Annotated in this window: 21 protein-coding genes; 9 read left to right on the forward strand and 12 right to left on the reverse strand. The window is 65.7% G+C overall.

The features are described from left to right. Positions 1-92: 92 nt before the first annotated feature. The 3 genes from AC6I6S_RS00325 to AC6I6S_RS00335 all read right to left on the reverse strand — a co-directional run bounded on the left by AC6I6S_RS00325 (position 93) and on the right by AC6I6S_RS00335 (position 3,797). Complete coding sequence (locus AC6I6S_RS00325) at positions 93-1,022, reverse strand: phosphoribosyltransferase HisG-related protein (protein ID WP_497947719.1); 930 nt, start codon at positions 1,020-1,022, stop codon at positions 93-95. 110 nt (positions 1,023-1,132) lie between these two features. After that, a complete protein-coding gene (locus AC6I6S_RS00330; protein WP_497947720.1) occupies positions 1,133-2,899 on the reverse strand; it encodes a prolipoprotein diacylglyceryl transferase in 1,767 nt (588 codons plus the stop codon). Between the two features lie 58 nt (positions 2,900-2,957). Continuing rightward, complete coding sequence (locus AC6I6S_RS00335; protein WP_497947721.1) at positions 2,958-3,797, reverse strand: MBL fold metallo-hydrolase; 840 nt, start codon at positions 3,795-3,797, stop codon at positions 2,958-2,960. Positions 3,798-3,899: 102 nt separating this feature from the next. Between AC6I6S_RS00335 and AC6I6S_RS00340 the strand changes: the two genes are divergently transcribed. Continuing rightward, complete coding sequence (locus tag AC6I6S_RS00340; RefSeq protein WP_497947722.1) at positions 3,900-5,291, forward strand: HD domain-containing protein; 1,392 nt, start codon at positions 3,900-3,902, stop codon at positions 5,289-5,291. A gap of 65 nt (positions 5,292-5,356) precedes the next feature. Here the strand turns inward: AC6I6S_RS00340 and dph2 are convergent, their stop codons facing one another. Continuing rightward, the gene (gene dph2 / locus AC6I6S_RS00345) at positions 5,357-6,406 is read right to left on the reverse strand and encodes a diphthamide biosynthesis enzyme Dph2 (protein WP_497947723.1); all 1,050 of its coding nucleotides are present in this window, start codon (positions 6,404-6,406) and stop codon (positions 5,357-5,359) included. 103 nt (positions 6,407-6,509) lie between these two features. On the opposite strand from dph2, the gene AC6I6S_RS00350 reads away from it, so the two are divergent. Further along, positions 6,510-6,884 carry a YlbF/YmcA family competence regulator gene (locus AC6I6S_RS00350; RefSeq protein ID WP_497947724.1) on the forward strand — a complete coding sequence of 125 codons (375 nt, stop codon included), beginning with the start codon at positions 6,510-6,512 and terminating at the stop codon, positions 6,882-6,884. A gap of 91 nt (positions 6,885-6,975) precedes the next feature. Here the strand turns inward: AC6I6S_RS00350 and AC6I6S_RS00355 are convergent, their stop codons facing one another. The 3 genes from AC6I6S_RS00355 to AC6I6S_RS00365 form a co-directional block, all read right to left on the reverse strand. Then, positions 6,976-9,750 (reverse strand): S8 family serine peptidase, encoded by a 2,775-nt coding sequence (locus AC6I6S_RS00355; RefSeq protein ID WP_497947725.1) that lies wholly within the window; start codon positions 9,748-9,750, stop codon positions 6,976-6,978. Positions 9,751-10,011: 261 nt separating this feature from the next. Next, on the reverse strand, positions 10,012-12,198 hold the full coding sequence (locus AC6I6S_RS00360) for an LUD domain-containing protein (protein ID WP_497947726.1): 2,187 nt from the start codon (positions 12,196-12,198) through the stop codon (positions 10,012-10,014). Beyond that, the gene (locus AC6I6S_RS00365) at positions 12,195-12,704 is read right to left on the reverse strand and encodes an LUD domain-containing protein (RefSeq protein ID WP_497947727.1); all 510 of its coding nucleotides are present in this window, start codon (positions 12,702-12,704) and stop codon (positions 12,195-12,197) included. Before AC6I6S_RS00365 ends, AC6I6S_RS00360 begins: the two co-directional genes overlap by 4 nt. 263 nt (positions 12,705-12,967) lie before the next feature. Between AC6I6S_RS00365 and AC6I6S_RS00370 the strand changes: the two genes are divergently transcribed. The 3 genes from AC6I6S_RS00370 (at position 12,968) to AC6I6S_RS00380 (ending at position 16,491) form a co-directional block, all read left to right on the forward strand. Further along, complete coding sequence (locus AC6I6S_RS00370) at positions 12,968-14,308, forward strand: Nramp family divalent metal transporter (RefSeq protein WP_497947728.1); 1,341 nt, start codon at positions 12,968-12,970, stop codon at positions 14,306-14,308. 142 nt (positions 14,309-14,450) lie between these two features. Further along, the gene (locus tag AC6I6S_RS00375; protein WP_497947729.1) at positions 14,451-15,377 is read left to right on the forward strand and encodes a cell division protein CdpA domain-containing protein; all 927 of its coding nucleotides are present in this window, start codon (positions 14,451-14,453) and stop codon (positions 15,375-15,377) included. Positions 15,378-15,468: 91 nt separating this feature from the next. Beyond that, complete coding sequence (locus AC6I6S_RS00380; RefSeq protein ID WP_497947731.1) at positions 15,469-16,491, forward strand: disk-shape morphogenesis protein volactin; 1,023 nt, start codon at positions 15,469-15,471, stop codon at positions 16,489-16,491. A 99-nt stretch (positions 16,492-16,590) separates the two neighbouring features. On the opposite strand, the gene AC6I6S_RS00385 is transcribed toward AC6I6S_RS00380, so the two are convergent. Then, positions 16,591-16,761, reverse strand: coding sequence for a hypothetical protein (locus AC6I6S_RS00385; RefSeq protein ID WP_497947732.1), 171 nt, complete (start codon positions 16,759-16,761; stop codon positions 16,591-16,593). A 167-nt stretch (positions 16,762-16,928) separates the two neighbouring features. On the opposite strand from AC6I6S_RS00385, the gene AC6I6S_RS00390 reads away from it, so the two are divergent. From AC6I6S_RS00390 to AC6I6S_RS00400, 3 genes are all read left to right on the forward strand, one after another. Then, entirely contained in the window at positions 16,929-17,330 is a 402-nt protein-coding gene (locus AC6I6S_RS00390; protein ID WP_497947733.1) for a DUF7961 family protein, read from the forward strand. Between the two features lie 10 nt (positions 17,331-17,340). After that, on the forward strand, positions 17,341-17,976 hold the full coding sequence (locus AC6I6S_RS00395) for an METTL5 family protein (RefSeq protein ID WP_497947734.1): 636 nt from the start codon (positions 17,341-17,343) through the stop codon (positions 17,974-17,976). Between the two features lie 275 nt (positions 17,977-18,251). After that, positions 18,252-19,676 carry an FAD-binding oxidoreductase gene (locus tag AC6I6S_RS00400; protein ID WP_497947735.1) on the forward strand — a complete coding sequence of 475 codons (1,425 nt, stop codon included), beginning with the start codon at positions 18,252-18,254 and terminating at the stop codon, positions 19,674-19,676. 40 nt (positions 19,677-19,716) lie between these two features. Here the strand turns inward: AC6I6S_RS00400 and AC6I6S_RS00405 are convergent, their stop codons facing one another. Beyond that, complete coding sequence (locus AC6I6S_RS00405; RefSeq protein ID WP_497947736.1) at positions 19,717-21,507, reverse strand: rhomboid family intramembrane serine protease; 1,791 nt, start codon at positions 21,505-21,507, stop codon at positions 19,717-19,719. A 140-nt stretch (positions 21,508-21,647) separates the two neighbouring features. Between AC6I6S_RS00405 and AC6I6S_RS00410 the strand changes: the two genes are divergently transcribed. Further along, positions 21,648-21,932: a DNA-directed RNA polymerase subunit L gene (locus AC6I6S_RS00410; protein WP_497947737.1), complete on the forward strand. Its 285-nt coding sequence runs from the start codon at positions 21,648-21,650 to the stop codon at positions 21,930-21,932. Here AC6I6S_RS00410 and AC6I6S_RS00415 read toward each other — a convergent pair. The 3 genes from AC6I6S_RS00415 to hisF form a co-directional block, all read right to left on the reverse strand. After that, complete coding sequence (locus AC6I6S_RS00415) at positions 21,929-22,753, reverse strand: hypothetical protein (RefSeq protein ID WP_497947738.1); 825 nt, start codon at positions 22,751-22,753, stop codon at positions 21,929-21,931. The genes AC6I6S_RS00410 and AC6I6S_RS00415 overlap by 4 nt on opposite strands. An 87-nt stretch (positions 22,754-22,840) precedes the next feature. Next, on the reverse strand, positions 22,841-23,557 hold the full coding sequence (locus AC6I6S_RS00420; protein WP_497947739.1) for a ferredoxin--NADP reductase: 717 nt from the start codon (positions 23,555-23,557) through the stop codon (positions 22,841-22,843). Between the two features lie 97 nt (positions 23,558-23,654). Further along, a complete protein-coding gene (gene hisF, locus AC6I6S_RS00425) occupies positions 23,655-24,470 on the reverse strand; it encodes an imidazole glycerol phosphate synthase subunit HisF (protein WP_497947740.1) in 816 nt (271 codons plus the stop codon). Positions 24,471-24,592: the final 122 nt, after the last annotated feature.

The following is a 24,592-nucleotide window of genomic DNA, read 5'->3' on the forward strand; positions in this document are numbered from 1 at the left end:
GGAGATCGATCGAATAAACCACAGAGAGCTATACACAATTTAGGGACGCATGTGCTACGCGAGTATCAGAACGGAGCCGAATTCGGGCCGTCTCACGTGGTGGTGACCGACAGCGCCGTTTCCTCGTTGGCGCCGGCCAACACCGACTGAATCGCCGACACCGTCGGGGTTACTTCTGCAGTGTTTTCCATCAGGACGGTTTCGCTCGGGAATAGCCGCTCGCCGAGCACCAGGTCGTGCTCCCTGGCCGTCGATCCGGTGACAGTTAGATAGACACCGAGCCCCGTCCGTGCGATTGCGGCTTCCTCCTCGAGGTCGTCGTCGGGATACTGAAACTCGACTCCCTCGAGCGCGCGCGTTCCGAGGACCGCCTGCACCAGTCGTTCGTATCGTGGGACGATACAGAGGGACCCCTCGTAGGACTCGAGGAACGCCGGGTCGACCGAGCCGCCAGAGGGGACGACGTCGGGCGTCGCCATCAGCGTGTGATACACGGTATCGCCCAGGCCGGCGACCACCCGTACGTCCGTGTCCGCCGGATCGATCCGCGCGTTGATGTCGGCGATCCGGTCGAGCGGCTCCGGGCGGAGTCCGACGACCTCCTCGAGAACGAGATCGGCACTGTCGAACCCCAGCGCGAACTCGTGGGTTCGAAGCGCACGGAACGGCTCCTCGCGGCCGACGAGCTGGAGTCGCGTCCCGTCGGGAACTCCCTCGACGTTCTCGAGGGGGATCGTCACGCTGTCGAAGACGATTCGCCGGGGTTTGCCCGCCCGGTCGTCGCGAAGTAGGGTGTACTCCGGTGCCGTCGGCTCCTCGACCGTACTGTACGTCGCGAGCCGGCGGTAGACGTCGCCGTCCGCGGCCTCGAGTGACCCCTTCGTGACCGCCTTCTCGTGGCGAAGCGTCGAACTGACCTGATCCGCCAGTTCGGTCACGCCGAGTCGGCTCGCGAGTCGGTCGAGTACCGACTCGAGCGGCCGTCCTTTCCGTGGGATCGCAACCGGGATCGTCTCGCCCATTGCCCCGTGGTCGGGTACAGAGCACTAAACGCGTTGTGTTTTGAGTGTACAGATCCGTCTCCTCTCCACCAGCAGTGACCATCGCTCCGAGCGGAAAACGCACGACTGGGTCAGTTCGAGAACATCGAGCCGAGTTCCGACCGCCACTCCGTGATGTCGGCGACCTCCTCGGACACCGCCTCGAGGTCGTCCTCGACGTCCGCGACCGTTTCCTCGACGTCGGCGAGATCGTCTTCGACCTCGTCGACTCGCTCGTCCACCGCGTCGACGTCCTCGCCGACCGCTTCGAGTCCCGCGTCGAGTTCGTCGACGTCCTCGAGCAGGTCGGTGACGAGTTCGTCGGTCGCCTCGAGGTCCGACTCGAGGTCGCCGGTCCGCGACTCGCCCTCGTCGACTCGCGCTTCGGTTTCCTCGAGACGATCGTCCATCGCCTCGAGTTCCGAACGGAATGCCTCGACCTCCGCCTCGAAGTCCCGGATCAGCTGCTGGCCGGTCCCCTCCTCGTCGAGGAACTCCTCGAGGGCGGCCGTGTACGCCGCGACCTCCTCGATCCGTGACTGGAGGTGTTCGATCTTCGCGAGATCGGTTCCCGCGGGTTCGAGATCGAGTTCCGAGCGAAGCACATCCAGATCGTCGTCCTCGAGATCGCCCGCCCGAATCTCGGCGGCGAGTCGGGCACCGACCGGTTCGGCGGACTCGGCCGCTGGTTCCGGTTCGGATGCAACGCCGTCGACCGGCTCGGCGTCACCGGCAACCGGCTCAGCGTTCGCCGCGGTCCCGTCGTCCTCGAAGTCGGATTCGACGTCCGATTCCTCGGCGTCCGCCGCAGACTCGTCTTCGAAATCGGCGTCATCTTCGAGGTCGGATTCGGCGGCCGCATCGGAGGCCACTTCGGTTTCATCCGTTCGATCCTCGGACTCGGAGTCGGCCTCCGCGTCGGTTTCGCCTGCGGAATCCTCGGACTCGAGGTCGTCGTCGGTTTCGTCGGCCTCGAGCGCCGAGTCGGCGTCCTGAGTCGTCGCTTCGTCCTCGCTGTCGACCGGTGTCCCCAGGGCGACCGGTTCGTCCGCGTCGTCCTCGTCCGACTCGGTCCCGTCGAGATCCAGTTCGATCGCCGGCTCTGCCGGCTCGTCCTCGTCGCCGGCGGCCGACGCTGGCTCTTCGGGCTCGGGAATGTCGTCCTCGCCGAAGCCGAGATCGATGTCGGGCGCCTCCTCCTCCTTCAGTTCGTCCTCCTCGGGATCGACGGGGTTGGTGTCCACGTCTCCCAGATCGAGATCGAGGTCCGTCGCCTCCTCGTCCTCGTCTGCCGCTGCGGGCGGCGCCTCGACGGCCGCTGGTGCATCGTCCTCCGGACCGAGCCCGGGAACGGCCTCGGCGTCGCCGCTCAGCATGTCCTTGACGACGCCGTTTCGGTCCTCGCCGATGATGTCGTCGATCATCGTGTCGTCGACTTCCGCCGTGTCGTCCCCGCTTTCGTCGTCGTCTTCGACGGCGGACTCCTCACCGACAGCGTCACCGATCGCGAGCGCCGGTTCCGACAGGAACTGGGAGACGTCGGTCTCGTCGTCGACTCGGATCCCGTACACCGTCACGAACGTCTCGTCGGGCTCGGCCGTGCCGGCGAACTCGACGTGGTGGTCCTGGAACGCCGTCCAGTCGTCGCTGTGGTACTCCGGGTGGAACCCGACGCTGTCCATCGGGAACGACTCCGGTATCTGTTCGGAAAGTCGAAACGACACCGGCTCGTCGCGGTCGGATTCGATCTCGAAGCGAATCGCGGGAACGGGAAACTCGTCGGCTGTAAACCGCTTGCGAACGGTCAGCCCCTCGTCGCTGACCTCGACAACCTCGTCCGTATCGGCGGTGCTACTCATGGATCGAACGTTACGAGAGAATTACCATAAAAGAAGCGGGTAATATCAGATCTGGTATTTAGCGCCCGAGATCGACCCGATCTCCAATTTCGGCGATCTCGAGCCGGGCCGGGTAGTCGAAGCTCTTCGCGTGGTGGTGGAGCACTTTCGGATCGGCGGTCAGGCCGCGCCACATGTCCCAGTGGGTGGGGAGAAGGACCTCGAGTCGGAGCGCCGCAGCGGCCTCGACGATCTGGTTCTCGTCGTTGTACCAGCGGGTGCGCGTGGGCTCTCGCGTCTCCTTGTCGGGAATCTGCCCGACGGTACCGAACGCGAGCGCCCCGAGATCGAGATCGTACCTCTCGCCCAGACGGGCGAACTCCTCGGACGGTTTGGTATCGCCGCCGTGGAAGAAGGTGCCGGCGTCGTGTTCGACGACGTAGCTTACGGGGTGGGTCGCGTCGGGATCGTTGGCCGGTTCGACGTGGACCGTGAACTCGCCGATCTCGAGGCTGTCGCCCTCGGTCACCTCCTCGAACTGGTCGCCGGAAACCGCCCACTCGTCGGTCCAGTTCTCTTCCTCGCGAGCGACCGTCAGGCTGTCGTCGGGAGCGTACAGGGTCGCGCCCGTGTTCGCGAGGATCGGCGCCTGGCTGGGGCCGTGGACGTGGTCGGTGTGCTCGTGGGTCGCGAGGACGGCGTCGGCCTCCGCGACGTCTTCGGGGTCAAACGGCACCGGGATCATCCGAACGGTTCGTGGCGGATCGCCGGGGCCGAGGTAGGGGTCGATGAAGATCGTCGTTCCCTCGCTGCCTTTGAGGACGAAGCCGTTGCAACCGAGGTACCAGACGGCGACGCCGTCGGGGCCGGCGTCTTCGACGTCGCGAACGAGCCAATCGTCCCAGTCGCTTGCAATCATACTCGGACGTGATGTGGGTACCCGTGTAAGTGTTGTCTTCGCCACGAGGGAAGCGTACAGATCGAAAGAGTGAGACAACCTCGAGTGCTCTCTTCGAGTCCGATGGCAACGCAGATCAAGGACCCGGTTCACGGTTACATCGAGTTGCCCGAGCCGCTGGTCGAGCACGTCGTCGACCACCCGTCGTTCCAGCGACTCCGGTACGTCCGTCAGCTGTCTGCGACGAACCTCGTCTATCCCAGCGCGAACCACACGCGCTTCGAGCACAGCCTGGGCGTCTACCACCTCGGCCGGACGGTGTTCGAGAACCTCCGCGAGCAGCCGTACTTCGTGCGTGATACGCCCGACGAGGCCCTCGATGATATCCAGCGGACCCTCGAGTGTGCCTGCTTGCTCCACGACGTCGGTCACCCACCCTTCTCGCACGTCTGCGAACGGTTTCTGGATACGGAGGAGATCCGCGAGCGGTTGGCAGCGCGCGGACTGACCGCCTCGTTTCGTGACGCCGGCGTCGGCGACACACCGCTCCGGACGGCGACCAACCACGAGCTGCTCGGGTGTTTGCTCATCCTCCGAGAGTTTCGCGACGGTCTGGACGCGCTCGGCGTCGACCCCGAAGAGGTCTGTGCGTACATCCTCGGCTACAGTCTCGTCTACGAACGTGGCGGGCCGTGGCAGTACGGACTCGGCGCACAGTTGCTCCACTCGCCGATCGACGTCGACCGACTGGATTACATTACGCGGGACAACCTGATGACCGGCGCCGACGTGCTGAACTTCGACACGGATCGCATGGTCGACTCCTACACCGCCCACCCCGAGGAGGGGCTGGCGCTCTCGGACAAGGCGCTTTCGACGCTCGGGAACTACCTCGAGGGGCGAATCGCGCTGTACATGTGGGTGACCCAGCACCACAAGTCGGTGTACGCGAACGTGCTCCTCCGGGAGCTCCTCGTCGAACTGGCGATCGTGACGGAGGAACCGCCCGTGACGGTCGCAGGAATACTCGAGGGTCACGTCGACGACAACACGGTGATGGAGCGGCTCCGGGTCGCCGCGCTGGAGAACCCGGAAACCACGCTCGCGGCGCTTCACGACCGGTTCCGGTCGCGTCGCTTTCCCAAAACTTGCTGGAAACACCGTATCGCGTACGCTGACCGCATCGACGCCGATCTCGAGGCGTTCGGCCAGTGGCTCGTCTCCAACGACGACCGACTGGAGGCGGCGCTGGCGGAGCGACTCTCGGTCCGGAACCACGAGGTGTGGATCGAGCGCTCGTACGTTCCCGAGTACGAACCCTCGGAGCTCAAGGAGATCCCGATCGCCTACGGCGGCACGACGCGATCGGCCGGCGACTGGGGGCTGTACGGTGACCGGCCGTTCGACGCGCCGATCCCGTTCGTCTACGCCCCCGAGGGGAACAAGGCTCGCGCGACCGAGTGGCTCGTCGATCGCTTCTACGCCAAACACGGGGCAGACCACCGAGAATCCTGAGGCGTCGGCGACCGGAGATCGAGAGCGACGGCGAGATAGAGGAAGACGGTGTCGAGTTGCCGGGGCTACCAGGTGCCGTGGAACGTATCGAAGGAGAGATTCTCGAGCGGCTCGTTGCCCACCGCGATCTCGTACTCGCCGGGGGTGAGCATCGGCTTGTGGAACCGGGGGCCGTCGTCGGTCGTGATCCGCGGACAGCCGGTGTTGACGAAGGCGTCCATGTCGAAGTTCCGGAGGCGGTCGGGGGTGACCTCGTCCATCGTGATGAGGTAGGCGTCGTCGTTGTCCGCGAGGATCTCCTGGGCCTGCTCCCAGCGGCCCTGCCCGATCTTGGTGCAGAAGATGACGCCCCACTTCTGGGCGTCCATCGCGCGGTGGACCGCCCCGAAGCGCTGTTTCATGAACTTCTCCGTGTCCGCCACCGTCACGACGTTGTTGACGGGGTCGGCGATGACGACGTGTTTCTCGGGGTGTTCCATCGCCAGGCCGAGCGGGTGGAACTTGCCGCCGCCGACGTACAGCACCTGGTCGGCGGGAACGTCGGCGCTCGCGTAGTTACAGCCCAGAACTTGCCCTTCGTGAGTCAGCCGCTCGTCGCCCCGGCGGCTGTGGACCTCGTACCCCCGCTCCTCGAGGAACTCCGTCATCTCCTCGTAGCGGTTCATGTGCTGGGCGGTGGTGACGAGGCCGACGTCTGGCGTTTCGGACGGGTCCTCGAGCGTCTCGAGCGATTCTTCGATGATCGGCTGTACCTCCACGTTCGAGAACAGCGGGACGTAGATCACCTTGTCCGTGTTCTTCATCGGCGAGTGGCCGAAGTGGACGAAGACGTCGGTGCGCTTCATCAGGTAGGTGTCGAGGTCACAGGCACCGTAGCAGGGCTGGCCCGAGAGCATGAACGTCACCTCGTCCCCGGTCAGCGCTCGCAGGTCGTCGGCTACCTTCGGCCCGCGGCGCTTCAGCCCCTCGGGGAACTGCAATCCGACGGTCGTCGCGTCGCGCTCGTCGATCGCCTCGACGATCCGCTCGAGTTCGTAGTCCCACTCGCGATCGTGTTTGAGAGACATTCCGGTGTTCCGGAGGTCTCCTTCGCTGTACTCCGACTCCTGGCTCATTACCCGTCGTTGCGGCCACGGACGTATAACGGCGGCGCTTCGGCGTCCCAGTGACCGGTTCGGCATCCGGCAAGTTGAAACCGCACGCGTCCCAACGGCGAGTATGAGCATCGAAACGAGCCGCACGGAGGAACTCGGGCGAGAACTGGGCGAGGCGATCACCGAACTGCCGGCCTACCGCGATTTCGAAGAGGCCCAGGAGGCCGTCGAGAACTCCGAGGAGGCCCAGGAGAAGATCGACGAGTTCGAGCGCATCCGCCAGGAGTTCATGCTGGCTCGCCAGTCCGGTACCGCCACGCAGGAAGACCTCCAGACACTCCAGCAGACCCAGGAGGAGCTACACTCGATCCCCGTCATGGCAGAGTTCCTCGAGGCCAAAAGTCGGCTCTCGGGCCGACTCGAGGAAGTAAACAAGGCGATCTCGGAGCCGCTGGCGGTCGACTTCGGCGGCGAGGCCGGCGGCTGCTGCCAGGACTGATTCTCTCGCGTTTTCGGCGATCTCGGCGGCGCCAGGACGAGTAGTCCGCGAGGAGTTTCCCCTCCAGACGCGAAAACGAGTGAGTCGAGTACTACGGCCCGCGAGCGGGGCTGGCGGGGGAACGGCTTCGATCGACTCCCTGGTTTCCTCGACCCTGGCCTCGGCTGTCCAGTTCGAACTCCGGGGACTCCCAGGTGTCCCAGTGGTCTTCGTTCTCCGGGTCGCCGAGCGCGCGCAGCGCCTCCACTCGCAGGGTGTACGTACCGCTCGGAACCGGGCGAAGGTTGTCGCTTCGACCCGCCTGCGTGGTTCTCGGCCACGGGAACGCGTAGAAGGTGTTCGACGCCGAGTTGCGCGACAGGTACCGATCCTCCATCACGACGTACTCCCGCTCGCGATCCTGGTCGACGGCGTACATCCGCATCTCCTGGGGATAGTGGCCGAAGAACGCCGTGACGACCGGAAGATCGTCTTCAGCGAGTGTGAACTCGTGGCCCGGTTCAACCGGCTCGTAGCCGTCGGCGTCACCGTCCTCGTCGTAGACGATCCGCCGCAAGTCGGGTTCGCGCTCGAGGAAGCCGTCGTCGCTGGTGTGGTAGCCGAACAGTTCGAGCTCCTGGTAGTCTCCTTCGTAACCAGCGTACGGAACCCGCAGCGTGGGAGCGTCGTCGGTCTCGGGCGTCAGCGTAACGTAGCCACCGTACTGGTGGTTTTCGTACTCGAACGGCGGCGGACTGATGGTCACGTCGATGTCGCTCGAGTCCCCGGCCGGAACCGTGACGGTGTCCGGAGCTTCTAGCTCGCTCCCCGGCCCGTAGAACGTCGGCGCGAACGGGCTGAACGCGGTCCGAAGCGTCGCTTCGTGTCCGATCGCGTACTCGACGGCCTCGTCGCTTGCGTTGTGCACAGTTACGGTTGCCGACGTTCCGTCACCGTCTCCGGCCGCGATCTGGCCGGGTTCGACTCGCTGGCTCGCCTCGAGCGCCTCGTCGATCCGGAGCATCCCGGCACCCTGCCGGAACGAGTGATCGAGTCCGGAGTCGGGGTTGAGCGACCACGGCAGCGGCTCCGCGGTGTTCTGGAGCCGATCGCGAACGTCGAAGGGATCGAGGCCGGACTCGGCCTCCAGCAGCAACGCGACGGCACCGGCGACGTGGGGGGCCGACATCGACGTCCCGGACGACGTCGAGTACTCGCCCATCTCCAGCGGATACGTCGACGTGATCTGTCCGCCCGGGGCCGTGATGCTCGGTCCGAACGCGAGTTCGACGTCCTGGCCGTAGGCGGTGAAATCGGAGAGTAAACCACCGTCCGGATTGACGACCGAAATGGTTTCGTCGGTGAAGTCGAGCGTCACCTCCTGACCGCCCTCGAGCAGGTCGACGAGCGCAGTTCCCGCCTCGTTCGTGGTACCCACGCCCCAGACGCCCTCGACGCCCGCCTCGTTGATCGTCCCGGAGAACAGTCCCGGAATGTCGTTGTAGATTACGACGCCCGTCGCGCCGGCGTCGGCCGCGTTCAGGTACTTATCGGCGAAACTACAGTGACCCCGCTGGATGAGGGCGACGTGACCGTCTGGGAACTCCGCGAAGTCTTCAGCCGCACAGCCGAAGTACCCCTCCTCGCCACCTTCCTCGGACAGCGAGGGTAATGCCAGCGGGGCCGATTCTCCTTCGGTCGGCGGGTTCTCGGCCCCGGTGAGGGGATCGTACGGGATGGGTTCCTCGAGTTCGTCGACCTCGAAGCCGGCTGCCTGGATGAACTCGTTTTCGGCGCTGGCGACGCTGATGATGTCGTGAGCGTTCGCCGGCGCGCTCAGACTCCACGTCCCCAGATCGCCGTCGTTGCCGGCGGAGTTGACGACGACGACACCCTGGTCGGCGAGTTCGTTGCTCGCGGCCGTCGTCGGGTACTCCTGGCCCCAGGTCAGGCTCGCGCCCAGCGACATGTTCACGACGTCCATCCCGTCCTCGTAGGCGTCCTCCATCGCCTCGACGATGACGTCGGCCGTCGTCCCACCGGACTCGGGGAACACCTTGTACGCACCGAGCGTTGCTTCCGGAGCCACGCCGGTCGCGCCGCCCTCGTCGGCAGCGTTGGCGGCGGCGATGCCGGCGACGTGCGTGCCGTGCCCGCTCGAGTCGTCCATCGGGTCGGGGTTGGGGCCGTCTTCTTCCGGATGGTCGCCCACGTAGTCCCAGCCGTGGCTTATCCGCGGATGGTCGAAGGTTCGGTCCGCGTCGGCCTCGATCACGGTACCGGGGTCCCCGGCGCCGCCGAGGTCGGGATGGTTGTAGTCGATTCCAGAGTCGATGATGGCGATGCTGGTTCCCACGCCGTCGTATCCAAGCTCCAGCTGTGCGTGGTCGGCGCCGGTCATTCCGAGCGCCGTCTCGAGTTCCGGTTCGGCGTCTGCGGGAGTGGGGTGCTCGATGAGCGCCACCGGATACACCGCCTCGACGCTGTCGAGTCCGCTCATCCCGTAGGCGTCGACGACGTCGGCGTCCACCGAAAGCCCGTTCCACAGCGTCCTGAAGTCGCGCCGCTCGCCGAAATCGACGTTCTCGGCGCTCGCCTCCGTACGCAACCGTGCCCGTTCGTTCGCGTGTTCGGGCGGTGTTCCTCCCCGGACAGACGGCGGGGACGCGAACTCGATAAACCAGCGGTCGGTCGCCCACCGATCAGCACCAGCGTCCGCGTCGTCCCACGGCGGCGCCGTCCCCGGCTCGAGCGGTTCGGAAGCCCCAGAACCGTCGTCCGCGATCGCCGATCCGGAGAGCGCCGTCCCCAGTCCGACCGCTCCCGCGACCTTCAGTGCGGTACGTCTGTTCATCCCGCGTCCGTCGTCGCTCGAATCCCCGGTCATCAGCCGTTCATCCCCGTTCGTGTGGCTCCTGGTTCGCAGCCTATTGGCCGATTCGAGGCTTTTACCCTGAAATTAGAGACGGTTATTATCTCTGTCACGGGGCAGTATCATTACTACGTATCTATAAGTATTACTCTGAATTAATCGGCTATCTGTGGCGGCATTACCTGTGCTGACTGCCGTCTCTACGCTACGCGTCGGTTCAGCGCCTCGGGAACCGAGCTCGTGTTTTCACGCTCGAGAGCGGCCGACTGCGGTGAGTCAACGCGGTGCCACGTACTCGATCGGGTGGGCTGTCGGCCGATCGAGCAGCGCCTCGAGTTGCTCTCCGCAGGAGGTCCCGCTCGCGAGCACCGTCTCGGCATCAGCGAACGAGTCTGCGAGGGGGTCGCCGACGTCCATGCTCAACTCGTAGTAGGCGCGCTTGTAGCCGAAGCTCCCGGCCATCCCGCAGCACTCGGCGTTTGAGGTCCGAACCTCGTAGCCCAGGCGCTCGAGGACGGCGACCGCGTAGGCGTCGGTACCCAGGGTGCGCCCCTGGCAGTGGCCGTGGTAAGCGACCGGTTCACCGTCGCTCGAGCGCAGCGCGCCGGCGTCGGCGCCGTTCTCGAGCAACCCGTAGACGTACTCCATGACGTCGTAGCTCGACTCCCGCAGTCGACTTGCGGACTCTTCGGGGAGCAGGCGCTCGTACTCGCGGTGGATCATCGCGTGATCGGAGGGCTCGGCGATCACGACGTCGCGGCCGGCATCGACGTGGTGGGAGAGGGTTCCGTATACGTCCTTCGCACGTGCACGGGCCGACTCGACCATCCCCTGTGACAGCGGCGCCCGGCCACTCTCGCCGACCGGCGGCACCCGGACGGCAGCGCCGAGGGACTCGAGGGCGCGAACCGTTGCCTTCCCGCGTTCCGGCGAGAGGTAGTTGGTGTACGTATCGGGGTAGACGACGGCCTCGCGGGTTGCGTCCCCGGGAGCGACCTGCGAGCCGCCGCGGTCGTCGAACCAGTCGACGAACGACTCGCGCGCGAACGTCGGCAGGTCGCGGCGTCGATCGATCCCGGCACTCCGCTCGAGAAACGCGCGCACCGGTCGGCTCGAGACCAGCCGGTTTGAAATCGGCGCGGTCGCCGAGCCGACTCGTGCCAGCGTCTCGAAGTTCCCGAACAGGCGCTTCTGGAGCGTGAATCCCGGTGATTCCTCGTCGGGGAGGAGCCCGTCGACGAGGTGATCGAACCGACCCGGATCCTGCCCCCGGTTCAGGCGGTCGCGAACCACCGTGTTGATCCACGGGATGTCGATCTCGACGGGGCAGGCGTTCACACAGCGGGTACAGCCCGTACAGAGGTCGTTAAACTCCGACACGCTCTCCGCCCCGTGAACGGCTGCCTCCCAGCCGGTGGCGATCCCGCCGGTGTAGGTCTCGCCGCCGAAGGCGTGGCCGCCGACCGACTGGAAGTTCGCACACGAGTTCGCACACGCCCCACAGCGGATGCAGTACAGCGTCTCCCGGAGCTCCTCGTCCTCGCGCAGGTCGAATCGACCGTTGTCGAGCAGAACGAGGTGGAACTCGCGCTCGCCCGCCCCCGTCTCGTCGATATCGAAATCGAGCGTCGGGCTCTCGGTCGGCGGCGTGAGCATCGAGACGTACTGGGCGATCGGCTGACCGGTCGCGGCCCGCGCGATGAGTTCGACGAACGGCTCGAGTTCCGTCACCGACGGAAGCAGCTTCTCGACGCCCGCGACGGCGACGTGGGTGTCGGGCGTCACCGCGCACTTTCTGGCGTTTCCCTCGTTCGTCACGAGCGCAATCGTTCCCGAATCGGCGAGCACGAAGTTCGCGCCGGTCATGCCCAGATCCGCCCCGCGAATCCGGTCGCCCAGGTAATCCCGGGCGAACCGTGTCAGCTCTTCGGCGGTCTCGAGGGGCTCTTCTGGCTCGAAGTGGCCGTTGAACAGCGCCGCGATCTCCGCGCGGGACTTGTGCATCGCCGGCCCGACGAGGTGGCTCGGCGCCTCGTCGGCGACCTGCAGGACGAACTCTCCCAGGTCGGTTTCCCAGACGTCGATCCCGCGAGACTCGAGGTGATGGTTGACCTCGATCTCCTCGGTGGTCATCGACTTGCTCTTGACCACCGACTCGACGCCCCGGTCCGCGGCGACGGACTCGATGTAGGCGTTCGCGTCGGCCGCATCGTCGGCCAGGTAGACCGCGCCGCCGTTGTCCTCGACCGCTTCGGTGACCCGTTCGATCAGCTCCGGCAGCCGCGAAATCGCGTCCTCCTTGATTCCTCGGGCCTCCGTCCGGAGCTGGTCGTAGGCCGGAAACGAGTCGATCGCCTCGTAGCGTTTCTCGTTGAGCAGCGACGCGTTCTCCGAGACCGCCGGGCCGTCGACCTCGAGGACGGTGCGAATCTCCGCCGCGCGGTCGGCGTCGCCGGGGCTCATCGGTCGGTCACCACGACGACGTGGACCTCGCGGGGGCCGTGGACTCCCTCGACCAGTTCGCCCATGTCGGCGGTCGCGCTCACGCCGGTGGCGAACACGACGCTGTCGGCGCCGTCGGCGAACTCGGTTTCGAGCCGATCGAACGCGTCGCCGACCCCGTCGTAGACGTCGCTCTCGGCGACGACGGCGACGTGTCTCGGCGGGTAGAGGCTCACGGGTCCCTCGCCGGCGGGGGTCGAGGGAATCGCAACCGTTCCGTACTCCGCGACGGCGAACCGAGCGGACGTGACGCCCGTCTCGGCCGCCTCGAGCGCGCTCGGCGTCGGCTCGGCGTCGATCCCCGCCGCCTCGAGGGCGTCCGGTGCGAACGGGAGCGGGACGCCGACGGCCGGTTCGGTACTCACCCGCCCGAGATGGGCGGGCAGATCGGCGGCCGTCACGAACGCCGACGACACCTCGAGTGAGTCCAGGGCCTCGGTGAATCGCTGTCGTGTCTCGGTGGCCATCTGGTAGAGTGGTTGTGACTCACACGTCATACCTTCATCGCCGGTCCGTTGGGACAGAAGCGGACGATCGAGCGCCGCCTCGCCGCGGAGGACCGCGACGCGCCAGAGGGATGTCACGAAATGAAGCGCCGGTCGCCGCTGAAGTCACATAGTTTTAGGTACCACTCGTTCCTCGGTGGGACTGTTGGCATGCCACATACGAACTATACGCAGGGGAGTAATCGACGAATTAGTCGGAGCAGGCGGCGGGGAACGGAGGGACCATGGCACAGGTGAGCGAGGAGCAACTCGAGTATCCGGCCGAATCGTGGACCGGCTTCTTCAGGGAGCACTTCGGGCCGTCCATGCTGTGGGCGCTGATCAGCATCGGCGGGAGTCACATCATCCTCGCGCCCACCCTCGGCGGCTTTTTCGGTATCTTCGCGGTGTGGATCTTCCTGCTGATCTACGTCGCGAAGTACGGCGGCTGGGAGCTCGGCATCCGGTACACCTACGGTGTCGGCGGCAATCCCGTCGAGGCGTACGGCGACCTGCCCGGACCGAAGAACTGGGCGATGTGGGTCTCCGTATTTATCTTCACGGTGCTCTACACCGGTATTACGGCCGCAGTCGGCTTCGGTACGGCCGCGCTCGCGGCGGCGTTGACCCCGCTCGACGCACTGTCGGCCTACGTCATTCTGCTCGCAGTCGCCGTCGGACTCGTCCTGTTCTCGCGGTACGGGCTGCTCGAGAACGTCCTCAAGGTGTTCACCGCGATTCTCGGCGGCCTCATCGTCCTGGGCGTGCTGTTCGGCCCGCCGTCGACGGGCGTGATCGCCGAAACGGCGACCGGTCTGCCGGAGGGGACATCGCTCGCGCTGTTCGTCGGTCTGTTCGCGGCCGCGGCCGGATTCGCCCCGACGGGCCACAGTACGAGCATCCTCATCGGTAGCTGGTCGATGGCCAAAGAACAGGGCGCTCGCGCGCTTCGCAGGGAAGGAATCGATCCGAACGACGAGCGGTACCACGACTACATCGCCGCCTGGATCAAGACCGGCCGTCGGGATTTCAACATCGGCTACGGGTTCAGTCTCGTCATCATACTCAGTATGGTGGTCCTCGCGGCGAACGTGCTGTACCCGAACCCACCGACCGACGAGAACCTCGCGTTCGTTCTCGGGGAGATCCTGAGCGACTCCTTCGGTCCGTGGTCGTTCTGGGCGATGCTGGTCTGTGCGTTCGCCGCGCTGTACTCGACGGTTATCACCCTCCTCGACGGAGCCTCGCGGGCGACGGCGGACATCCTGCCGCTCGCGCTCGAGAACGACGATCTCAACAGCGAACGCATCCGCCGGTTCGTCGTCGTCGGTATGGGCGTCGGGAGCCTGATCCCGATCGCCGTCATCGGCACGCTGCCGGTGACGCTCATCCTCTGGATCTCGGTGCTGCTGGTCATCTTCGAGGTGTTCTTCTATCCGGCGAACTGGTACGTCGTCGAAAAGCGCCTGCCGGAGGCGTTCCGGCCGTCGACGAAGTGGAAAGTCTACTACGTGATCACGATCGGACTCGTGGTCGTGTTCGCGATGATGGGCGCCGCCGAGGAACTCGGGATCCTCGGCGCCTGAATCCATCGTCACCCACTCGACGGCGAGTGCTGCAGCGGTATCGGATCGACCGGTCCGAGAGACGATGTTTTCTGATGGATACTTAATGCGGCCGGTTGTTCGTCCAAAAAGTCATGTTACTCCGGTGTAAACGAGGGGGGTAATGTCCTCGGAGTCGCAGTCGGATGGATACCTGTTCGACCTTTATCGCCAGTACATCGGCGAACCCGACGGTCGAACGGACGTCTATCTCGGGTTCGGGCTGTTTCTCGGTGGTATCGGTCTCGCAATCGTGGCGCTCTCGCTGTTCCTCTGGAGCAGCACGCAGCCGCCCCGCTCGAGCGAGTTCTTCGCGTGGGCGCGACCGGCGTACGCGCTCGGAATGCTCTCGCTCCCGGCGACGATGCTCGGTATCGTCACGCTGTTGCCCGCGGAGCGACGCGTCCAGATCACGTCGGTCGCAGGCGTCTGCGTCGCCGTCGTCGCCGTCGCCGGCTTCTGGGTGCTGTACCCCTCGGACTGGAACTTCTACGAGAGCGGCGAAGCCGCGTTCAGCACGGTTCACGTCGTCGCCGTCTACGCGGTCGGACTGACGGGAATCACCGCTTCGACGGGTGCGGCGCTCATCGCCCACTACCTCGACATGGCCCGCACGGTCGAGGCCATCGAATCGGAGGCTGACGAGGAGGACGAAGAACACTACTCCGACGAGGAGATCCGCGGTGACATCGACGACGCGATGGAGGGCGTCGAACTCTCCTGGGGCGGCGTCGAGGAAACCGAACACAAGCGGCTCACGTTCTCCGAACACGAGTTCGACGGCGCCGACATCAACGTCGAGGCGAAGACCACCCGCTCGAGCGGCGTCGACGCACAGGTCGCCGGTCTCAAGGGACTCAAAGGCGGCGAGACGAAGACGGAAACCTCGAGTTCGACCGTCGACGACCAGACCGCGAAGTTGAAGGAACTCAGAGAGCAGAAACGGCGCGAGGAGGCTGAATCGCTCGCGGAAGCGGGCCGCGGCGACGCGATCCGACGGCCGCTCGAGCGTCTCCTCTCCCGCGTTCGGGCGGCGTTCGATCGCCGGTAGTCAGCGAGCGCCGACGGTGATTGGCAGTAGTATATATAAACAGTCTCACTTTACGCATAGTTTTATAATCCGGTAGAAACCTTCCCCAAATATGGCTAAGGGCCTAGACGTCGGCACGATGAACATCCTGTCGGCACAACAGGACGGTAATGACACAGTATTCGTCCAGCAACGAAACTCATTCGTCGAGATCGAGTACTCCGACATGGCAGAGCAGATGCTCTCGCGCAGCGAAGTCCTCCACATCCGCAAGGATGACAAGGTGTACGTCGTTGGCGACGACGCGCTGAACTTCGCGAACATCTTCAACAAGGAAACCCGCCGGCCGATGAAACACGGCATTCTCTCGGCCGACGAGAAGAGCGCGATTCCGATGATGAAACTCATCATCGAGCAGGTCGTCGGTGAACCCGCCTATCCGGACGAGAAGCTGTACTTCTCGACGCCGGCGGACCCGATCGACGACGACCTCTCCACGCTGTACCACCAGAAGACGATCGAGTCGTTCCTCAACGACATGGGCTACGACGCGGAGCCGATCAACGAGGGGATGTCCGTCATCTACTCCGAACTCGCCGACAACAACTTCACCGGACTCGGTATCAGCTTCGGTGCGGGGATGACGAACGTCTGTCTCTCCTACTACGCGGTGCCGGTCATGAAGTTCTCCGTCGCCCGCGGTGGCGACTGGGTCGACGAGCAGGCCGCTCGCGCGACGGGGACGCCGGTTGACAAGGTCACCTCCATCAAGGAGGACGACTTCGAACTCGACTTCACGACCGACGTCGGCGGCGTCGAGGGTGCGCTCTCGATCTACTACGAGAACCTGCTCGACTACGTCATCGAGAACATCGTCGCGGAGGTCGACGAGGAGGATATCGAGGAGGGTCTCGATGTCCCCGTCGTCGTCACCGGTGGCACCTCGAGCCCGAGCGGCTTCGAGGCGCTGTTCCGTGACCACCTGGAGGACGCGAACATTCCGTTCTCGATCAGCGGCGTCTCCCACGCGAACGAGCCGCTGTACAGCGTGGCACGCGGTGGCCTCGTCGCCGCCCGCTCGGACGAGGACGTCGATCACGAGGAAGAAGAAGTCGAAGCCGCCGCCGCCGAGTAATCTAGCTGAGACTTTTTTGCGACGCTGTGACCGAGAAGCGACGGCCTCGAGCCGGCTCGCTGGTGGCCTACGCGAGGGGGTCCCGACGGCCGGGAGCGGTTACTCGTCGTAAAACCGGCTGAAGGCGTCCCGCCACGACTCGAGGGTCGGATGCTCGCTCTCGTGGTCGACGGGCACGTCCGCGAACCCACAGCGGTTGCACGCGATGGTCGCGACGTCGCCCAGCTCGAGCCGCTCGAGCGAGGAGCCACAGCGTGGGCAGTCGTCCATAGCCGTATCTGTCATCGAACGTTCTTAACTGTATGCGATTCACTCACCGGCGGGCGATACCACGACACACCCGTTCGTAGTCACCCGGTTTCGGCTCGGCGCACCGCCGGGGTATTACTATTATGCATTTGCTAAAGCTTTTGTATGCGGCATGTGTATGCCATAGTATGAGCGCAACCTCGCCGTCCAGTGTGGATCGAACGATCGAACGCTGTCGACCCGAAGACGTCACGCCGGTTCGACTCGAGGCCGACGCCCTCGAGTCGACGGCCCCGGAGTACCTCCGGGATCTCAAACGCGAACTGAATCGAGAGGGACTGTTCCCGGCCAGGTTGACGGTCGACGCCTGCTTCGACGAAGACTGCTCGCTCGGAACCCAGCAGGAGGTCGACCGTATCCGATCCTACGTGCGTGCGGGGGCGTTCCTCGGCGTCGGCTCGGTCACCGTCGAGGCCGACGACGTCGCGAACCCCGAGAAGGTGCGGCCCGCGCTGGCGGCCTGCGCCGAGCGGGCCGACCGCGAGGGACTCGCGTTCGAACTCGACGCACCCATTAGCCTCGAGCACTGAGCAGACGGCGATGCCGTCACGGCGCACGCTCGCGCGACGCCTCGAGTCAGTCACTGATTTTGCCGATCCCGACGTCTCGCTCGAGCAGTATCTCACGCCGCCCGAAATCGCCGCCCACGTCTGTCACCTCGCCGCGATCCAGGGCGATCTCGAGCGTCCGGTGCTCGATCTCGGCACCGGAACCGGGATGCTTGCGGTCGGCGCCGCCCTCGCCGGCGCGTCGCCGGTCATCGGACTCGACGTCGACGCGGACGCGCTCACGCTCGCGCGGGAAAACGAACGTCGTGTGCTCGAGCACGAATCCGTCGAGTGGCTCCGCGGCGACGTTACCCGACTCCCCATCCGACCGTCCGGCGAGTTCACGGTGCTCTCGAACCCGCCGTTCGGCGCCCAGCGGGGAAACGAGGGCGCGGATCGGGCGTTTCTCGAAACCGCGGCGGAGCACGCGGCCGTCTCCTATACCATCCACAACGAGGGGAGCCAGGAGTTCGTCGAGTCCTTCGCGGCCGATCACGGCGGGGCGGTCACGCACGCCTTCCGCGCGGAGTTTCCGATCGAACGACGCTTCGAGTTCCACACCGACGACTCCAGGACGCTCGCGGCCGAGGTGTTCCGGATCGAGTGGGCCGACGATCGGCCGGCGTAGCGACGGGGCGTAAGAACTCATCTCCCGTTGCTGTTCACCGGGTGAACAGGTTTCAGGGGGCGACAGATTTTCACGGGGTAAGACGATGCTGGCCGCCATCCAATAGTTCGACCTATCCTCCCGCGCCGAACCGTCGCGAGTGAGCCCGCTGACCGAGCAGCTGAAACGGGGGATCGAAACCACGAGAACGAAGCCATGAAACCGACATCGCACACCGAACCAGCGGCCGGAGAACCGTTTCCCGATCAGTCGATCCTGCGATCCGACCGAGGCACATGAGCCGAACGAACCTCGCGACTCGAGACGGAGCCACGACTCCGCTATCGGCGGCGGCGCTCGAGTCGTTCAGCGAACAGCTACGGGGTCCACTCATCACACCGGAAGACCCGGGCTACGAGGCGGCCACGCGCACCTGGAACGGGATGGTCGAGAAGACGCCGGCGCTCGTCGTCCAGCCGACGGGGACGGCAGACGTCGTGGCCGCCGTCGAGTTCGGCCGCGAACACGACCTGCTGCTCTCGGTAAGAGGCGGCGGCCACAACATCGCGGGCACGGCGCTGGTCGACGGCGGACTGACGATCGACCTCTCCGGACTCAGGGGCGTCGTCGTCGATCCGGACGAGCGGACCGCCATCGCACAGGGTGGCTGTCAGCTCGGCGATCTCGACCGGGAGACACAGCTCCACGGACTCGCGACCACCTGTGGATTCGTCTCCGAGGTCGGACTGGCCGGGTTAACCCTCGGCGGCGGCTTCGGCTACCTGACCCGGCGGTTCGGCTGGACGGTCGACGACCTGGTCGAGGTCGAGATCGTCACCGCCGACGGCGAGGTACGGCGGGCCAGTCGCGATGAACACCCGGATCTCTTCTGGGCGGTTCGCGGCGCCGGCCACAACTTCGGCGTCGTCACGTCGTTCACGTTCCGGCTCCACGAGGTCGGACCGACCGTTTACGGCGGACTCATCGCCTGGCCCTTCGAGCGGGCCGCGGAGATCCTGGCGGCCTACCGGGAACTCGCCACGACCGCCCCCAGGGAACTGACGGCGTTTCTGATCATGCGCCGGGCGCCGCCGGCGCCGTTCGTCCCGGAGGAGTGGCACGGCAGGCGCATCTGTGCGATGACGGTCTGCTACAGCGGCGATCTGGCCGCCGTCGACGAGGCGCTGGCACCGGTCCGGACGCTTCCCGATCCCATCGTCGACGTGCTTCGAGAGCAGCCCTACACCGAGATCCAGTCCTACCTGGATGCGACCCAGCCGAAGGGAAATCACTACTACTGGAAGACGGAGTTCGCCGCCGAACTCGAGGACGAACTCCTGGCGATACTGCGGGAGCTGGGTTCCGAAAACCCGATCCCGGGCGGCCAGATGGTGATCGCGCACATCGGCGGGGCGCTCAACGACCGCGACCGCGACGACGGGGCCGTCGGGAACCGAGACGCCCGGTTCGTCTACGGTGCGGCGGGCATGTGGGAGCCGGGCGACCCCGACGGCGAGCGACACCGCGAGTGGGTTCGGGATGCCTGGGAACGGTTCGCTCCCTTCTCGACCGGCAACTACGTCAACTTCCAGACCGCCGACGAAAGTCGAGGACGGCTCCGGGAGACGTACGGACGTAACTACGACCGAGTCGTCGAGATCAAGGGACGATACGATCCGGACAACGTGTTCCGCGTTAACCGCAACATCAAGCCGGCGTGAATCGTCAGCTATCGACCCGAGGCGAAACCGCTGGCAGCGATCAGCGGTACGTTTCGGCGCTTACGACCTCGACTCGAGTGCCGTCGCTGATCGCGTAGATCGCGTCGTCGTCGCGCTCGAGGGTTAGCCCGTTCGCGTCGACGCTCTCGTTTTCGGCGGGCAAGTCGACGGTCGCTTCCTCGCCGCCGGCAGCCGTGACCGCGAGTCGGAACTCGCCGCCCTCGGAGTGGACCGTCACGTTTCGACCGGCGATCGTCGGATCGGCCCGGGAGGGGCCGGACTCGTAGGCCAGGGTTCGGCCGTCGCCGCCTTCGGTCTCGAGCCACACCTGGTAGACGCTGTCGTTGCCGGCGGCGGACCACCCCTTGCGGTCGACGTGGACCGCCTCCCGCCAGCCGGGGCCGCCGACGTACACCGTCGAGTCGCCGGAAAACGCCAGTCCCTGGCTCGAGATGGCCTCCATCCAGATGTTTCGTTCCGCACTCGAGACGATGACGCCGGCGGATTCGAGGGACGTCGCCTGCTCGAGCGGCCCGGCTTCGATGGCGGGGACGAGTTGGTTCTGGGTGCCGTCGGTGTAGCCGACCGTGTACTCCCCCGCGGTGACCGTCCCTTCGGAGTGGTGGTCACCGTCGTAGACGAACAGGTTGACCGGGATCGCCGGTCCGGAGATGAGCGCGAGCACGACGACGACGGCGACCAGTGCGGAGCTGCGCCGTCGAAGGGTCCACCGGCTCGTAGCGGCGCCCGATCGTCGCGTGCCCCCCGCGATGGCCGCGATTCGCTCGAAGCGTTCGGTTTCGGTGCCGTCGCTTGGGCGCTGCAGTCCGAGCGAGAGCGCGCGCTCGAGCGAGGCGGGCACCGAAGACGCAGCGATTAGCCGACGAGTCCACAGCGGCCGTTCCGACGCGGTGACGGCGAGCGTGAGCAGGACGGCGAGCACGACGACGACGACGACCCCCGGCCCCTGGAAGAGGACGTACAGATCGGTGCCGCCGAACCAGTAGATCGCCCACAGCGACTTCGAGAAGCCGAAGAACAACAGCGCGAGCCACAGCGCGAGCGGATCCGGGCGATAACCCCGGCGATGGAACACGACGGCGGCGAGGACGAAACCGAGCAGGAAGCCGATCGCGTGGCCCTGGATCGCGATCGTCGCCCACGACGGGGCCGACGGCGGACTCGCGCTCGCCTGGTAGTAGCTGATCGGCTGCTGGAGCGCGCGATACAGCGTCAGGATCACGCCGTGGGCGCCCAGCGTCGCCAGCGCGGTGGCGATCGGATACCGCACGATCGCGAACCCCGCAAAGGCGAAGACGAGCCCGGAGAACCCGATCACGGGACCGATGGCGAACACACTCGTGAACAGGCCGATCGCGATGACGACCCCCGGAAAGATAACCACTGCTCGTATCCAGGAGGTCGTCCACCAGGAGTCGTTCCCGCTCGCGTCGTCGGGCCGGTGGTGGCCCCAGGCGTACTCCGCGATCGGAGCCACGACCAGCGCGCCGGTGAGGTTGCCGATCAGGTGGCTCGAGCTCGCGTGTGAGAACGACGACGTCGCCATCCCCAGCGGCGAGAAGTACGACCAGGCACGGTAGGGGATCGTCACCGGGTTATCGAAATCGGAGATGCCGTCCTGGACGAACAGGTAGACACAGAACACGAACCCGAGGACGAGTAGCGTTCCCCACGGAACACCCAGAACGAACCGCGCCCGCAGGACGTCCCGCCAGCGCCGACTCGAGCGGTCGAGCAGGCGGATGACACCGACCGACGCGAGGACGGTCACGACGACCAGCAGCGTGAGTATCCACGCGAGCACGCGCATGATATGTCCTACTCACGGGACGGTATAGCGTTTGTCAATGAGACGGCGTCGGCGGGATTGCGTGTCGCTCAGGAATCGTCGTCGCACGCTCGAGGACGGGCTTCGAAAGGTACAAGCGGCCGACGAACCCAGAGGAGGATATGGAGCTGCGGGTCACAGAGAGTAGCGATGACGAACTATCGATCGAGATCAGCGGCGAGGACCACACGTTCATGAACGTGCTCAAGGGCGCGCTGCTCGAGCACGATGACGTGAGCGCCGCCACCTACGACATGAACCCCGAGCAGTCGGGTGGCCAGACCGATCCGATCCTGACGGTCAAGACCGAAGGCGGCGTCGACCCCCTCGACGCGCTCGAGGACGCCGCCCGTGACGTCCGCGAGAAGACGACCGCGTTCCGCGAAGCGTTCGAGGCCGCGGCCTAACAGGCGGCGTAGTAGACGAACACGGCTCCGTCCTCGCCGACGTGGATGTCGAGGCCTTCTGCGGATCCCGCATCGACGACCAGCGACCGGTGGTCCTCGAGCAGTGCGTCCGTGACTAATTCAGCCAGCTCGTCCTCGTTCTCGACGCTCTCTATCGCTTCCGGACCCGACGGGAAGACCGCAGACGCCGGCTCCGAACACGGCGCGTCGAACTCGCTGGCCGGCGGCACCCGCACCTGGTCGAGGTCCGTCTCCTCGTAGTGTGCAATCACCAGTTCGCGGTTGTAGTACTCGCTGAGCGCCGCGAGCCCGCCGTCGTACTCGTAGCTCCCCGCGCCCGCCTCGGCTCGCTCGGCCTCGAGGCGCTCGTGGACCTCGCCTTCGGTCGCCTCGAGGTCGATGCCCTGGTACGTCGTTCCGTCGCCGGGAGCGTCCGACGGCGTCGGCGTGCCGAGTCCCGGAATGGCCGAAATCGGAACGATTCCCGTCGCGAACAGCCCGATCACGACCACCAGTACGAGAATGATCGGCGAGTAGGGTTTTGCCACCTCGAGCCAGCCCGGCACCTCGAGGTCGGTGCCGAGGTCCTCGTAGCTCTGTTCGCGCTTCTCGAGGCTGGGATTGCCACAGCGAGAGCAGGGCGGGGAGTTCTTGACGTGCTGGCGGCCGCAGTTCGGACAGACCCAGATGTAGGCGGGCGCGGTGTCGACGGTTCCGGCCTCGCCGTCCGCGAGACGTTCGAACTGGTCGTTCCCGCAGGTTTCACACGGAGGGTCGTTCTCCTCGTGGCTCCGACCGCACTGGGTACACCGCCAGGTCACTACTAGAACCGGGCGACCGAGCGGCTATAAGCGTACCTCAATTCGGTTAGCGGTCGCCTCCTCGCGTCGTCGCCGGTTCACGGACGATCAGTCGTCGGTCGCATCGGACTCCCAGCCCTCGGTGAAGACCCGGTCCGCGTCGAACCCCGCCGCTTCGAGCACCTCCTGTGTCTCGACGACCATCTCCGGAACGCCACAGACGTAGGCGTCAGCCGCCCCGAAGTCCTCGATCGGCTCGAGCGCCTCGGGGAGGTGGTCCTGGACGTGGCCGGTTCGGCCGTCCCAGCCGTCCTCGGGGTCCGAGACGACGTACTCGACCGAAAGAGTGGCGTTGTTCGCCCGGAGCTGCTCGAGGCTCTCCCGGAAGATCAGGTGTTCCTGGTCGCGCTCGCCGAACACCAGCCGGGCGTGGCCCTCCCCCTCGCGGGCGTACTGGGTGAGCATCGGGTACAGCGGCGTGATCCCGGTCCCCGTCGCGAGGAAGACCGCGTCTCGCGTGGGATCTCTGAGGTGGAGGTTGCCGTCGACTGCCTCGAGTTCGATCTCGTCGCCGGGGCTCCGCTCGTGCATGTAGACCGAGGCCGTGCCGTCGTCGTAGCGTTTGATCGCGAGCACCAGGTTGTTCGTCCCCGGCTGTGCGATCGCCGTGTAGGGTCGGGTTACCTCCTCGCCGTCGTCCTCGAAGTGGATCGTCGTGTGCTGTCCCGGTTCGTACTCGAAGGTGTGATCGTCGACGACGAGACGGAACAGCTTCACGTCGGGAGTCATCCGATGGACGTCGGTGATCTGTGCGGTGAGCGTCATACTCGAGCGCTCATCGACGAGTCGGATAGACGTACGGCTGGCAGGTGCCTTCGACCGATGTTCCTCGAGACGAAACCGGACCAACCGGTGGTGCCGGCTACAGACGCACCGGAACGTCGCGCTCCGCGAGATATGATTTGACGTCCGCGATCGAGTACTCGTCGAAGTGGAAGATAGAGGCCGCGAGGCCGGCGTCGGCGTTCGCCTCGGTGAACACCTCGTACATGTCTTCGGGGCCGCCACAGCCCGAGGAGGCGATCACCGGCGTGTCCACGGTGTCACAGACGGCTTTCGTCAGCGGGACGTCGTAGCCGTCTTTGGTGCCGTCCTTGTCGATGGAGTTGACGAACAGTTCGCCCGCGCCGCGGGATTCGGCTTCCCCGGCCCACTCGAGGACGTCGATCCCGGTCCCCTCGCGGCCGCCCTTCTTGGTGCACTCGAACCAGCAGGACTCGCCGTCTACCTCGACGTAGTGCTCGCCGCCCTCGTCGAAGCGGCGCTTCGCGTCGACGCTGATGACGATACACTGGCTGCCGAAGGCCCGGGCGCCCTCGGTGATGAGTTCGGGGCGCTCGAGCGCGCCGGTCGTGATCGACACCTTGTCCGCGCCCGCTCGGAGCGTTTCTTTGATATCCTCGGTCGTCCGGATGCCGCCGCCGACGGTCAGCGGGATGAACACTTCGTCGGCCACCCGCGAGACGACGTCGAGCATCGTCTCTCGGCCCTCCGCCGACGCGGTGATGTCGAGGAAAACGAACTCGTCGGCTCCCGATTCGTTGTACTCGCGGGCCATCTCGACGGGGTCGCCGGTGTACTCGAGGTCCTCGAAGTGGACGCCGGTGTACACCGCCGGATTCCCGTCGTCGTCGACGTCGACGTCGATGCAGGGGATAATGCGTTTTGTGAGTCCCATCTCGTCTCTACCCCGGAGGAGGGACCGTGGGTAGTAAAGGAATCTGGATCGTCCCGATGGGAGAGCGGGACGGACCGCGCGGGGCGGGTGCCGGAAATGTCTCCCGGAAAGAGCGATTTTTT

The organism is Natrononativus sp. DTA114 (genome assembly GCF_059736515.1).